At 52.6% G+C, this 14,180-nt stretch carries 9 protein-coding genes; 2 read left to right on the top strand and 7 right to left on the bottom strand.

The features are described 5' to 3' along the window. Positions 1–48: 48 nt before the first annotated feature. The 5 genes from ACAN56_RS20930 to ACAN56_RS20910 all read right to left on the bottom strand — a co-directional run bounded on the left by ACAN56_RS20930 (position 49) and on the right by ACAN56_RS20910 (position 7,936). Positions 49–909 carry a carbohydrate ABC transporter permease gene (locus ACAN56_RS20930; RefSeq protein ID WP_038596454.1) on the bottom strand — a complete coding sequence of 287 codons (861 nt, stop codon included), beginning with the start codon at positions 907–909 and terminating at the stop codon, positions 49–51. Then, positions 903–1,811, bottom strand: coding sequence for an ABC transporter permease (locus ACAN56_RS20925; RefSeq protein WP_231578518.1), 909 nt, complete (start codon positions 1,809–1,811; stop codon positions 903–905). Before ACAN56_RS20925 ends, ACAN56_RS20930 begins: the two co-directional genes overlap by 7 nt. Positions 1,812–2,208: 397 nt before the next feature. Continuing rightward, the gene (locus ACAN56_RS20920) at positions 2,209–3,729 is read right to left on the bottom strand and encodes a response regulator transcription factor (RefSeq protein ID WP_379145567.1); all 1,521 of its coding nucleotides are present in this window, start codon (positions 3,727–3,729) and stop codon (positions 2,209–2,211) included. Beyond that, positions 3,707–5,509, bottom strand: coding sequence for a sensor histidine kinase (locus ACAN56_RS20915; protein ID WP_379145563.1), 1,803 nt, complete (start codon positions 5,507–5,509; stop codon positions 3,707–3,709). Before ACAN56_RS20915 ends, ACAN56_RS20920 begins: the two co-directional genes overlap by 23 nt. A 117-nt stretch (positions 5,510–5,626) precedes the next feature. Then, positions 5,627–7,936 (bottom strand): FAD-dependent oxidoreductase, encoded by a 2,310-nt coding sequence (locus ACAN56_RS20910; protein ID WP_379145561.1) that lies wholly within the window; start codon positions 7,934–7,936, stop codon positions 5,627–5,629. Between the two features lie 359 nt (positions 7,937–8,295). Here ACAN56_RS20910 and ACAN56_RS20905 point away from each other — a divergent pair, with 359 nt between their 5' ends. Next, positions 8,296–10,527 (top strand): helix-turn-helix transcriptional regulator, encoded by a 2,232-nt coding sequence (locus tag ACAN56_RS20905; protein WP_379145558.1) that lies wholly within the window; start codon positions 8,296–8,298, stop codon positions 10,525–10,527. 195 nt (positions 10,528–10,722) lie between these two features. Then, positions 10,723–11,325 (top strand): class I SAM-dependent methyltransferase, encoded by a 603-nt coding sequence (locus ACAN56_RS20900; RefSeq protein WP_379145555.1) that lies wholly within the window; start codon positions 10,723–10,725, stop codon positions 11,323–11,325. Between the two features lie 256 nt (positions 11,326–11,581). Here the strand turns inward: ACAN56_RS20900 and ACAN56_RS20895 are convergent, their stop codons facing one another. Both ACAN56_RS20895 and ACAN56_RS20890 read right to left on the bottom strand, forming a co-directional pair. Next, a complete protein-coding gene (locus ACAN56_RS20895; RefSeq protein WP_379145553.1) occupies positions 11,582–13,180 on the bottom strand; it encodes an extracellular solute-binding protein in 1,599 nt (532 codons plus the stop codon). 104 nt (positions 13,181–13,284) lie between these two features. Further along, positions 13,285–14,178 (bottom strand): carbohydrate ABC transporter permease, encoded by an 894-nt coding sequence (locus tag ACAN56_RS20890; protein WP_038596468.1) that lies wholly within the window; start codon positions 14,176–14,178, stop codon positions 13,285–13,287. Between the last annotated feature and the right edge of the window lie 2 nt (positions 14,179–14,180).

Raw genomic sequence — 14,180 nt, 5'->3', positions numbered from 1 at the left:
CCTTGCACTAGCTTATGAATGAATTGGAACCCCTTGCGGGGCTCCGCTTTATCCCTTAATGGCTCCCAGCAGCATGCCTTTGGTGAAATGCTTCTGTATGAACGGGTACACCACGATAATCGGCAGGCTGCCGGCAATAACGGCAGCCATTTGCATGGCCGCTGTAGGCACTGTCACTTCTGCCTGCAGCTCATTGGATTGAGTGAGCAGCAGCATGTTGCGGATAACTACCTGCAGCGGATGCAGATGGGTATCGGTAATGTACAGAACGGCTGAGAAAAAGGAGTTCCAATGGCCGACCATATAAAACAGTCCGACCGTCATCATTGACGGAATGGAGAGCGGGATCACAATTTGCCACAAGATCCGGAACTCCTTGGCCCCGTCCATCCGGGCCGATTCGAACAGTTCCTCCGGCAGGCTCTCGAAAAAGCTTTTCATAATCAAAACGTTAAAAGTAGCAATCGCTCCCGGAACAATGAGTGACCAAATCGTATCCAGCATTCCCAGCGAACGGACAACCAGATAGGTAGGAATCAGACCGCCGTTAAACAACATCGTAATGACGATGAAGAGCAGAAAGAACGTACGTCCCGGCAAATTCCTGCGGCTGAGCGGATAAGCGGCCAGCGTAGTCAGAATCATGTTAATGGTGGTGCCTGCCGTAGTCACCAGCACCGTAATTAGCATGGATCGGCCAAGCGCGGGATCCGTCAAAATCCGGTGATACGCCTCAAACGATATGTTCCGGGGAATGACCACGAACCCCCCGTTCTTAATTACCTCGCTGTACGGGGTCAGTGACATCGAAATCACGTAGAGCAGCGGAAAAATCGAAAGTGCCGCCACTGCCGCAAGCAGGATATAGACCAGCGTGTTGAAGATTCTATCCGATTTTCCGCTTACCATATTCCGCCCCCCCATCTTTTGGCCAGTTTATTAGCACCGACCACCAGTACGAAGCCGATGACGGATTTGAACAGTCCGACTGTTGTTGCCAGGCTGAAATTCATCTGCTCCAGTCCGGTACGGTACACCCAGGTGTCGATAATATCGCCAACCTCATATACACGCGGATGATAAAAGACATAAATCTGCTCGAAGCCGGCATCCATGATGCTGCCAATCTTGAGAATTAGGAGCAGCATGATTACCCCCCGGATCCCCGGCAGTGTAATATGCCAGATCATCCGCAGCCGGCTGGCCCCGTCCACCTTTGCCGCTTCAAACAGCGTCGGGTCGATACTGCTGATCGCCGCCAAGTAGATGATCGCGCCCCAGCCGAGGTCCTTCCAGATTTCTGTTGAGACGAGCATGCTGCGGAACCATTCCGTCGAGTTCAAAAAAGGGATGCTCGACCCTCCGCCTTCCGTGATCCAGCGGTTAACCAGCCCGGTCGTTTCCGAGAAAAAAGCTACCGAGATCCCGTAAATGATAATCCACGACAGGAAATGAGGCATATAGCTTAGCGTCTGAACCCAGCGTTTCAGCCAGGTTATCCGGCATTCATGGATCAGAATCGCCAGGATAATCGACGGCAGCATGCCAAACACCAGCTTGTAGAGGCTGATCAGCAGCGTATTGGTCATCAGCTGTGAGAAGTATGGGGAATCAAAAAACATTTTAAAATATTTATACCAGGGGTCAGCCCAAGGGCTGTTCAGAATACCATCTGTAAAATTATAATCCTTGAACGAAATGACGACACCGTACATGGGCAGATACTTAAAAATGAAATACCAGATGAGGCAAGGAAGCAGCATCAGGTAGAATGTCTTCATTCCCCAAATTCCTGCCCATGTGCGGCGCATGGACCACTTACCTGCTTTTCTTCTTATAGTGACAACAGATTGTTCCATATACTCAACCTCTCCGTCTAATTCTTTGGCCTGCTTATAGCATAGCGGATGGCTGAGGACTGGCGTAATCTTCATATCTCAGCGATTCAGTGCACGATTTTAAGATTGGGCCTGCAAGCGGGACACAAGTGGAAACGGCTTTGCCGTCCTCAAAAGGACGGTATCCGTTTCAGCGAGAAATAGAAGGATAATTTATAGCGTGAAACATATAAATTCTTATCTTTGAACAAAAAAACGATCCCGTATTCCGTAGTAAAGCGGAGGACGGGTTCGTTTTTTCGAGTTGGCATGAGTGAAGCAGCGGGAGCTGAGCAATGTCTAACCGGATTTCGGGACACTCCGCCGGGATCTATGGCCTGGTCTCCTGACCCTTTCGCTGCAGCCTGTGTTCATTGGGCGTCAGTCCGGTCCAGCGTTTAAAGATTTTGAAAAAGTAGCTGGGGTTGGCGAAACCGACACGCTCTCCGATTTCAGCCACCGTGAGCCCGGTCTGCTCCAGATAGAACTTTGCTTCATTCACCCGGATATGCTGCAAATAGTTAATAAAGGTCTGCCCGGTTTTTTTCTTGAACAGCCCGCTCAAATAATTCTCATCCATCTTGACGTAATGGGCCATTGCCTGCAGCGAGATGTCCTGGTCATAGTGCTGCAGCAGATAGCGGATCATTGTATTGATCTCGGGATGGTCTGTCTCCGGCAGACGCACCCTGCTGAGACCCTTGGCGTATGCACGCATCCGCCGGTCCATCTGCTCCAGCAGGCCGGAGTGGCGCTCAGCATCAAGCAGCGGTCCAGGCGGTTCCGCGTTCTTTCCGCTAATCCGTGCGAACAGTTTGTCCAGACGTTCCGCCGTCTCTTTCACAGACGCCATCGGCATGTTGGCCGTCTGCATGAAGGCCCATAGCTGCTCCAGCTTGCCCGAGCATTCCTTCACATCCAGACGCTCAAAGCAGCTGATCACCTCGTGCTCCTGTTCCCACGGAACGGATAACGATTCAGGGGTAAGCCCGGGCACGGCTTCCGGGAAACGAGCAGACTGGACACAGCCATAATAGTGGCGGTCCAGCATGGATAAATTCAGCAGCCAGCCGGCCGTCAACCCGGAGGCAGATGCTATGGATCGGCAAATGACGGGGAACCCCTCATATGCCGTCTCACGAATGGGTCCACGGAGCTGCGCCGTTGCACCGCGAGCCGCTTCTCCGGGCCAGACAAAAAACGTCGTCTGCCCCATATGCGTAAACCGGCAGCTGCGCACAGCTTCACCGGTACCCGGAGGCAGCAGATGCTGAAGCTCCTCAACATGCAGCAGCCGGGAACCGTTCAATACAGAAACCAGCAGCAGTCCAGGCGAGGCCTCCAGCAGCCGGCGGAATCCCTCCAGTCTGCCCGCCTCGTAAGGGTACAGCTCTTTGCCGTACATTTCCCGCCACAGGCAATCGGCATATTCATGGAAGGACTGCCATTGCAGGCGGTGCTGCTGCTCTGCCTGCTTCACCAGCCCGGCCTTAGCCTTATTGAGTGCCTGCAGCAGTTCCTCATCACTCATGGATAACTTGAGGATATAACCGGAGGCGCCGTGCTCCAGCGCCAGCCTGGCGTATTCAAATTCTCCTGCGCAGGTAAGCATGATGAATGAGCCTTCGAAACCTTTGGCGCGTGCGGCCTGCAGCAGCTCCAGACCATCCATGTAGGGCATAAATATATCTGATACCACAATGTCAGGTTGATGCTCCGCCATCAACTCCAGCGCCTCCTGCCCGTGCGATGCTTCACCGGCAATGGTGAACCCATGCTCCTCCCAGCGTATCGCCTGGCGGATCGAGCGGCGGACGAACGGCTCATCCTCAACCAGAAGTATTTTCCACATGGTGATCCCCCTCTTCATAAGGCGATGAATTCAGCAGCGGAATATCCAGTACAGCAACCGTTCCCTGCGGCAACGGGAGGAGAAGCAGCTCCCCCCGGCCCTTATACAGCAGCAGAATCCGTTCTCTCAGGTTGCTGAGTCCGATGCCCTTACGCCGTCTCTTGCCCGAGGCAGCCGCCCCCTGCTCCAGCCCCTGCCCGTTGTCCCCGATCTCCACCCGCAGCCTGTCACCCGTGCCGATTATCAGAATGGTGATCCTTCCGCCATCCTTCATGTGCACCAGACCGTGATAGATCGCATTCTCCACTAGCGGCTGAAGGCTGAACTTGGGAATCAGCGCATACTCCAGCCCCTCGCCGATCCGGTAATCGACAGTGAACCGGTGATCATAACGGAAGGACTGGATATAGACATAGGCCCGGATCAACTCTATTTCTTCTTTTAGGAAGACCAGATCGGCATCACTGTTCAGTCCTGACTCCAGCAGTTTCCCAAGATTCTGGCAGATTTCCGAGGTGCCGGTGTCACCGTGGCCCCGGGCATTCCACTTGATTGTATTCAGCGTGTTCAGCAAAAAGTGCGGATTCATCTGTGACATCAGCATCTGGAAGCGGATCGCCTCCTTTTGCCGTTCCTCCATGCGCAGCCGCTCTATAAGCTTCCGGATATCGCCGGTCATCAGATTGAAGGCGCGGGCCAGACTCAGCAGCTCACCTCTATATTTACGTTCGGGAATGCTGACATTTAAATTTTTGTCGACGAGCTCGCTCATTTTTTTCTGCAAATTGTGCAGCGGACGGACTGTGGACGACACGATGGCATACATAATCAGGACAAAGATGGCTCCTGTGACCAAAAGCGACACCATCACCTGCCGCTTCATCGCCTCAATGTTGCCGGAGAGCGCTTCCAGTGGAAAGCGGTTGATGAGATACCAATCCATATTGGGCAGATAAATGCCGTTATAGATGAACAGGCCGTTCGGATCGGTAAAATAACGGGCGGAATCCTGCTTGAACGCCGCCAGCATCCCATGCAGCTGCTGGGCGATGCGGTCATTGCGCTCCATTAGAATAGGCTGCCCTTTCCCATCCAGCAGGTAGTACGTCTGCTTCACCTGGAACCCGTTGGTGATGGAGTTCAGCCAGGTTTTCATGTCGAGACTAATACGCAGGTAAGCGAAGGTTCCGCCTTCCGTATCCTGCAGCTTGGCGAACAGGGAGAACAATTGTGTACCCGGCAGTGCGCTCGACAACAGATAATCCGGTTCGTGGACAGTCCATAGGTAAGACTCGGAAGAGCTTACCAGTGCAGAAAATCCAGGCTGCTGCAAGATCTCACTCCCGCGGACCGGCAAGACCGTCAAGCCCTCCTCCAGCGTGTTATATACCTGCCCCTGCTTGTCGAGCAGCGTAATATGAACGGGAACCACCGCATTCATCAGCCTTTGCTTCACCAGCAACAGCGTGTTCTCAATCTGCAGCTTGCGGTCTTCCCCGCTCTCCTGTCCGCTCCGGCCCAGCCGGGCCTTCAGATTAGGATCACGCTCGAGCTGCAGCATCGCACCAAGCACGCCGAATTTCAGGCTTTCGATGTTATTCTTGAGGAAGGCAAGCTGAGCCGTATTTTGCTGGGAGATATTGTCCTTCATCATCGTCTCCAGCTTCGTAATGCTGCGGGTCTGCAGGAATGCAGAGGGAATGAGCACGAACAGCAGAATGGAAATAAACAAGCGGTTTTTTAAGCTTGCAGGCCACAACCAGCTTAATCTTCTGCCCATACCCCTCTCTCCTTCCGGCTATCCGTTGGATATTTACTGCTTGATACCACAAATTTTAGCACAGCTTGCCCAAAAGCAATATGCTTCTGCCTGCGTTCGGTGCTGGAGCATGTATGATCAGGCGTAGCAGCGGATCTCGGCAATCGCAGCGCTGGGATCACCGTTCGTGGATTGAACTGTTACGCGCAGCCGATCTGTCTTGACCATCTCCGGCAGAACATGCTGGCGGCGGCATTGATAGTTGTCATAAACGGTGACCACCGGCTGCCAGTTCCCTGCAATCCAAATCTCGATGCAGTAGTCTTTGGGACACTGCGGATCACGATAGAACGGCTCATACAAATGATACTCGCGGAATAGATGGCCGGGAAACGTCAGCTCTACTGTACCGATCCACTGCGCATCCTCCCACTGCAGCTCCAGCCATTGCGGCAGCGTCTCTGACGGATCGGAACGCCACACATTCGTATAGTCATAGGGACGGGCAATCCCTGTGGTGACGTTGGCTGGACTGTAACACGGCTGCGGTGGATCAATTCGGAAGCTTAACGTCCCGCCGTCCCGGTAGCGGCGCATTCTGGACGGCCCCATCTCATAAGCCGAGGTATGGCCCGGAATGACCGTCCCGGCCATATGCCATTCCACCTGCGGATTCTCTGCCAGCTCCATCCGGATGTATTGCCCGGCGGACAGCCCATCCTGCGGACCCAGCCCCACCTCCCAGGCTACCCACTGCATTTGCCCGGGCGGAACCTTGAGCGTTCCGCTCGCCAGCGGTTCACGGACACCGCAGCTATAGTCCCAGATCGAATCCACCGGCAGCAGCGCTGCTTTAACCGTCTGCTCTATGCCGGAGTCATTGCTGAGGCAGACGGACAGCTTGCTGATCTCCGGTCTGCCGATGGCAATCCACTGCCCGCGCAGGCTGGACAGCGGCTCTCCGCCCTGCGGCGATGCGGACCGGGCCGCGCGGAAACCGCCGGAGCCGTCCCTGCTCTCCGGTCCTGCCCCGACGACCCGGGCCTCGCTGCTGGCCCGGATATCCGCGGCCCGGGCAAGCTCCCCGGGGTCTGCGCCACGGCAGTTCGGCAGAAAACAGCCTTGGCGCAGCAGCGACTGCTGCACCTCGCGGACGCCTTCCGCCTCAAGTCTGCACACCTCGGTTCCGCGCTTCAGGGCGACAGCCGCCGCCGTTCCGGCGGCCTGCCCCAGCAGCGCGGTCGTCCCCATCACACGCACTGTGCCAAGCGCCGCGTGCGTAGCGCTGATGTTGCGTCCCGCCATCAGCAGATTATCCATATCCTTCGCGATCAGCATCCGCAGCGGCAGGCCGTACGGTCCGCAGTAGCTCTGAACCGCATAATCGCTTGTCTCCGTGTAGCCTTCTGCACTGGAGGGCTCAGCCGTCGCCGCAAGCAAGCCTCCGGCACTGTGCAGGTCGATGAACCAGCCGCCGTAGGCGATCTCATCGGCGAATACCGTACGGCCTGCCGGGTCATGCTCGGTTAATAGATAACGCCCCATTACCCTGCGGCTTTCTCTTTTCCCCGGCACCTGCCCCACCCAGTCCAGCGCATAATTGGCCGCCTTCTCTCTCAGCAGCGGGTCCTTATTCTTGATCCAATCCCAGATGCCCAGCACATGGCGGGTTAATTCATGCCGGATCTGTTCATTGTCGTACACCGTATTCCAGGGCACCCCGATTTCAATCCACCAATAACCTGCATCCAAATCATAGAAATGTCTTCCCTGTTCATAGAAATAAGCAGGGTCGTCATACCGGACTGCCCAATCCGGTGCTCGAAAAGGAACCTCCCGGCCCATATCTTTGGCCTTAAAATGGATCGAGCTGCCCATCGTATCCGTACTGGCGGCAAGCGGTGCATGCGGCTCCCCGAACTCCTCCCGGCTCTCCGAGCCCCAGCGCCACTCGCAGCCCGCCTGGTCAGCAACCACAGCGTCGCCTGTGCAGTCGATGAACACCTTGCCCTGTATAGTCATCATCGTATCTGCATTCGCTACCCGCACCTTAACCGCTGAGAGCCGCCGCGTTTCATGCTTCTCCACCGCCGTAACCGTCGAATTCAGATGCACGGTCAGATTCGGAGTGCGGACCGCCATATCATAGAGGGCCATATCCCATACACTGTTCGTCCAGCCGTTTTCCCGTATAGGCTCATGATTGGCGGCACGCTCTTCGACCAGCAGTTCGGAGATAATACCTGTTTCCCGGGCATACGCGTGAAATTGCGCCGCACCATGTGGAGTCACCCGGATTTCCGAGGAGCTGTTGCCGCCCAGCACCGGCCGGTCTTGAATCAGGCAGGTGCTGACCCCCTGCCTGGCTGCGGCGATGGCGGCACAGACACCTGCCAGCCCGCCCCCGCAGACGACCACATCATAACTCTCCTGCTTGTGTGCACTCATGATCTTTATTTCCTCCATCCATAGTCAGGCCCCGCCTTGCCTTCAGGCATTTTATTCCTTAAATTGTTGATTAACGGTATATACAACGTATTGTACTGCCAGCAGAATGAAAGAAATATCAACAAATCTGTCTGATCCCATGCACATAACTGGTGGAGTTCACTTTCAATGGATCATGCGTATATAGTAGCTTTTGTACACAGATATTGGATTTGTTCACTCCCTGGCAATTCATCCTGTTCACTATTGTAATCTTGCTCTACTGTTCTGTTCATAGGGTGAAGTTTATAATTATACTGTGAACAATACAGAGAGGGCTTATTATCGCCAGTACAGACAATGAAGTCAGGGGGATGTCAATGAGACTGAATAAGATCGGCAACAAAAGAGCACTGTACAGCAAAATATTAGTCAGTATGACGTTATGTGTGTCCTTAACCTTCCTCGTCTCCACGATCATTTATTACAACTACTATATTGGCGTCGAAAAGACGCAGGCCTTCCGTTCCGACCTTAGCGACCTCACCAAAACAAGCAGAGAGGTTGTAAACATGAACGATGCTGCACAATCGCTTTCCTTTCAAATCTACCGTAACAGCACCGTCTCCAAAATTGTACTTTACGACAAGCCGGATATTTATGACGTCACGGCTGCGATGTCGGAGCTTGGCAATTATTTAAGCTCGATGCCATACATCGAATCCATTTATGTCTATAATCCGAAAAGCGAAAAATTCTACATTGCCTCCTCCAGCGGACAAAACGGTGTATTTACCGAACAGGAGCTTGTGGATAAGAACATTCTGGGCATCCTGAACCACTATGAGGAATACAAGCCGTTTATGCCGATTCCGCGGGTCTATTCCAATGGTGCCGAGGAGGACGATCAGGTCCGGGCTTATACCTTTCTATGCTTTGATGCCATCGGCTGGGACCGGGCGATTAATTCAGCAGTGATTGTGAACATCTCCGCACCCTGGATCAACAAAGAGATTACCAGTCCTGTAGATTCCAAAAGCTCGACCTTCATCCTGGCAGACCATGGCGCCTTCCTGTCCAGTAACAGCCTGGAGCAGCAGGAGCTTTCCCCGGAGGAAACCCGCTGGATCGACCAGAAGGTCAAGGGCGACTCCGCAGGTTATTTTATCGGCAAATTTGCTGGAGAGAACTCACTGATTTCTTATACCGCCCCGGATGCTTTAAGCTGGCAGTATGTGCGGATCACGCCGTATGACATCATCACCGAGCAGACCGACAACATCCGGAACGCTACCCTGCTCATTGCAGTCATTATTCTGGTGGGAGGCATCGGGCTGTCCTGGATCATGTCGAAAAGGCTGTATCTGCCCATTCACCGGATCGTCAGCGAGATGAATATTCTCGAAAGCGAAAAACGCGACAGCATGTTTATGATTAGGCAAAATACGGTGCGCGATCTGGTGCTGGGGTTAAAGCCGCTGCAATCCATGCAGCAGGTGGAGAAACTGAGGCAGCTTGGCATTCACTTTACGTTCAACGACGATTACCGCCTCATCCTGCTGCGGATTGACAACTATAATGAATTCAGGGAAGCCAGATCCTCTTATTTGCTGGCCTATAAATTTGCCATTATGAACATCGCTTCGGAAATCTGCGGCCAGACCTACCGTGTGGAGACCGTGGATATGAATGATGACGGCATACTGGTGCTGCTGAATATCATTGATCCGGTAGAATACACCGATACAGGACTGATCGAGACGCTGCTGCGGCAGATTCAGCAGGCCTGCTCTGATTATCTGAAGGTGAGCCTCACCCTTACCTATAGCCATATTGACCGGAATGCCCTGCAGTTGAATCAGCTTTATAAGCAGGTCCGGGAAGCTTCAAATCATCGTCTGTTCTATGGGCATGGCTGCATCATCAGCGCCCAGGCCGTTAGCAGTCTGCAGGCCAATACCTACCACTATCCGACCGAGAAGGAAAAGAAACTTATCGACGCTCTGATGAGCGGCAAAGTCGAGGACGCCCAGGAGCAATTCAGCGCCATCCTCCGGGAAACGGAAGCTTATCCGTTCCATACCGTGCAATTAGCATTGTCCAGGCTTAGTGTGACAATCAAAGAAATCATCAGTACCGTCCAAAAACGTAACCGTTTACAATGTGATGGGACATCAGGGCTGCCCGCTCTGGATTCCGTAGAAACCGTTGCTGAGCTGGAAGAAGCCTTCTTCGTGCTGTTTAGTGAAATGCGGGAGCAGCTCGCTGAGAAAAAAAGCTCCAAGCAGCATGATCTGATCCTCCTGATTAATCAGAAAATAAACGAGAATTATATGGAGCCGAACCTTAGCCTGAACCAGATCGCGGACGAACTTGATATGTCCCCGATCTATATCAGCCGGCTATACAAGCAGCAGACCATGTCCAGCATCGTGGACATCATTCTGGAGGTGCGCATGCGTGAAGTATGCAGCCTGCTGGAGAGTACCGATCTCCCGGTAACTATCATCGCCGAGCGCTGCGGCTTTACCAGCAGCTCCTACCTGCACCGGATGTTCAAGCGCAGCTTCGGCACCACCCCCACCGATTACCGGCGTTCCAAAAACGCGTGAAAACAGGGGCTGTCTCAAAAGCCATGAAATGGCTGCTGGGATGCCCCCTGTTTCTTTTTGCGCAAAAAGAAACCGCTATGCAAGCCCTTTTTATTGAAGTATGGGCAGATCAGTTACAAAAAAAGGTAACGTGAGCCTTTTGGCGAAATAGACTTTAACAGGGAGAGTTCCAAGTTCATTGAAGGTGGGAGATCGGTGGAGAAGCAAAAGCTAATACGTATCTTTGATAAGCAGGCAAACCAATATGATAACAAAAGAGAAGATCCGCAACAAAAACGTTGGCGCCAACAGCTTTTAAGTCATGCGAAGGGCGAGGTGCTTGAGCTTGCCGTGGGGGCAGGTGCGAATTTCCCGTTTTATCCTCAAGACATAAAGGTTACCGCAACTGACTTTAGTGAGGCGATGCTAGAGAAAGCAAAACGGGCGGCACATCATCATCATATTGAGGGTACTTTTATTTGTTCGGATATTGAAGAAATGAGCTTCTCCGATCATTCCTTCGATACTATTGTTTCTACGTTATCATTCTGCAGTTATGATAATCCATTAATGGTGTTGGATAAGATCAACCGGTGGTGCAGACCGAATGGGCAAATTCTTCTCATGGAGCATGGGATCAGCTCTAACCCTGCGGTGTCTGTTGTCCAAAAAGCACTTAACCCGCTGTTATATCGTGCTTATGGCTGTCACTATACAAGGAACATTCTAGGACTGATCAAAGAGTCGGGTCTCAAAATCAATAAGGTGGAAAGCTACTGGCTTAACATGGTTCATCTGATTTGGGCGAGCCCGAGGTAATATCGGCAGTGGCCGCCTCCTCTACTCTCCTCCCCCTTGCCCAGAAAGCCGTTGGCAAGGGGCTTGTGCCGGCTCAATGAACTTGGAGAATCACCATTAAGGTGGAAGCAGCGGAGGGGAAGTTTGGAACTGTAGGAGCGCCAGCGTCCGAAAGTCCAAACATTCCACGCAGCTGCCCAGCACCAAAATGCCCTTCCCCTTGAGCAAAGCGCAGCAAAAAGCCCCGCCAGCCATAGGCTTTCGGGGCATCTCTGCACTACTTAATACCTTTCTCCGCCACATAAGCGTTCCACTGCTTTGTCCATTCGGCCTGGATCTTCTCCAGCCCGGCTTGCTTAGCCTTCTGCATAAAGGTTTCCAGCCCTTTATCAATATCATCCACTAGACCTGCCTCAAGCGGGAAGAGGTACTGCTTCTCCACTTGCTCCAGCGCCGCTTTTTCCGCCTGGTACGAGGAATAGTCTTCCGCAAAGCCCAGGAACAGGTCAGGCTTCTGAATTTTGTCCAGCTCTTCGAAGATAGCTTTCACACCATCAAAACCTTTGTCGAACAGCATGAATTCCGGATTTCTCCACGCCCAGCCGTTCATCCCCTCACGGGAGAAGCCATTAGATTGGCTGGTGCCGACCAGTTTGTAGTAGCCGTCCTCCACGGTGTAGTTCTTGCCTTCAATACCGTATTCCGTCAATTGGTTATACCGTTTGTCCAGGACCAGCTTCTGATAGAATGCAAGTGCTCTTTCCGGATTTTTGCTGTTCTTCGGAATGGCAAAACCATTGTGTATCGGATGTACCGGTGTAGCATAACCTGTGGTTTCCCCGAACGGATAATAGCCCAGCTCCCAATCGGGATGTGTCGTGCTGATCTTCATCTTCATGTCATTATAGCGTGTCGGGTTATCCCCGAACATGCTGGCCGCTTTGCCGGAGGTGACCGGGTCCTGCATCGTGTCTTTGATATTCAGCACGTTTTTAGGAATGAAGCCTTTGTCTGCCCAGCGTTTCATCGTTTTCAGCTCTTCTTTTTGCTCATCGGAACCCCAGTAGGTGTATACGGTAGCAGGAGATTCATACTTCACACCCATACCATAAGGCAGCGCTCCAACCATTTTATTCAGTTCAGTATAAATGTAGTGCAGATTATTGCCGATATCGCTGTTGAGGGACATTGGCATCATATCCGGCTCGTTTTTGGCAATGCCGTCCATATAGGCCTCATAGCTGGCCAGATCGGCGGGCTGTGGAAGATTGTATTTCTTGCGCAGATCCTCCCGCCATACGAAACCGTTGGTCACATACTCTTTATAAGTCGCAGGAACCGTATAGATTTTACCATCCACCTTCACATCTTCCCACATCGACTCAGGTACAAATTTCTGCAGCTCCGGGGCCGCCTTTGGCAGCAATTCATCAATGGCCAGGAACGCGCCGCGTTTCGCATAAGATTGGTACTGGGTCCAGTCCGCTGTAAAAATCAGATCAATCGCCTGGCCGGAAGACAGCAGCAGCTTATATTTCTGGTCCCAATCCGTCCAGCTCGTATAGTTGAATTTAACGGTAGCATTCAGTTCTTCCTGAGCCATCTTGTTAATTTCCTCTTGAATCACCGGCAGATCCTTAGGGGCATCCCCAAGCATATAGAACTGCAGCTCCACCTTCTTCGAAGTGTCAATTCCGGTATCTGCCGGGGTTGCCGTGCTGCTGTCTGTTTTCACGGCTGTGCCTGCATTACCGTCTGTTTCACTGCTTGTGCTGTTGTTGCCGCTGTTATTGCCGCCACATCCCGCGAGCAGCGAAAGAGCCAGCGCAGCTGTCGTAAGCGTTACCAGTGATCTTCTGCCTGCTTTCTTTTTCATGATGAACCCTCCTAAAGTTTTGTTTGTCAGCACATCTATCAGAATATGACGCTATGTTAGCCGGATAACAGGCACACCGTAATGGCGTGCTCCACCATACGGTTCTAACCTTTTACAGCCCCGATCGTCAAGCCTTTTACAAAATAACGCTGGATGAACGGATACAGAAACAGAATAGGTCCGGTAACGACAATCGCCATCGCCATCTTGGTCGACTCGGTGGGCAGGTCGGCTCCCAGGCTGACACCCGTACCGGCGCCCATGTTGGCAATGAATGCCGCTGAGTTGATTACATTGTACAGATGGAACTGCAGCTGATACTTATGCGGATCATTAATGAACAGCGAAGACGAGAACCAGTCATTCCAATAAGCCAAGGCAAGAAACAGGCCTACCGTGGCGATGCCGGGCATCGACAGCTGGAGCACGATCCGCCAGTAGATTTTGAAATCACCGGCCCCATCAATTTTGGCGGATTCGAACAGCTCCTCAGGAACGGCCGAACGGATAAAGTTCTTCATCAGAATAATCAGGAACGGGGTCATCAGCCCCGGAAAAATAAGCGCACCATACGAATCGGTCAGATGCAGATATTTGGTCATCATGATGTACCAAGGCACCAGCCCCCCGCCGAACAGGGTTGTGAAATAGATGTAGAAGGAAAACGTATTGCGGTATTTGAAGTCTTTACGTGCCAGCACATACCCGGCCATCGTCATAAAAAACAGCCCCAGCACCGTACCCGTCACCGTCGTAAACAGCGTAACGCCATAAGCCCGCAGTACCTCATCCGGGAACGTGAACACCGTCTTGTAGCCTTCCAGCGAGAATTGCGCCGGTATAAAATGATACCCATCCTTAATGATAGAATCATTAGCAGTCAAGGAAGCCGAAATAATCAGCAGGAATGGAATCAGGCAGGCCAGTGAACCTAATATGATTACGGTGTAAGCCAGCCCCTGCAGCATCCTTGTATAATGGTCGTCTTTGATATGCATGC

This window comes from Paenibacillus paludis, from assembly GCF_042610515.1.
GTDB lineage: Bacteria > Bacillota > Bacilli > Paenibacillales > Paenibacillaceae > Paenibacillus_AQ.
The sequence above is the reverse complement of the archived record's forward strand: the minus strand, read 5'-3'. Positions and strand labels throughout refer to the sequence as shown.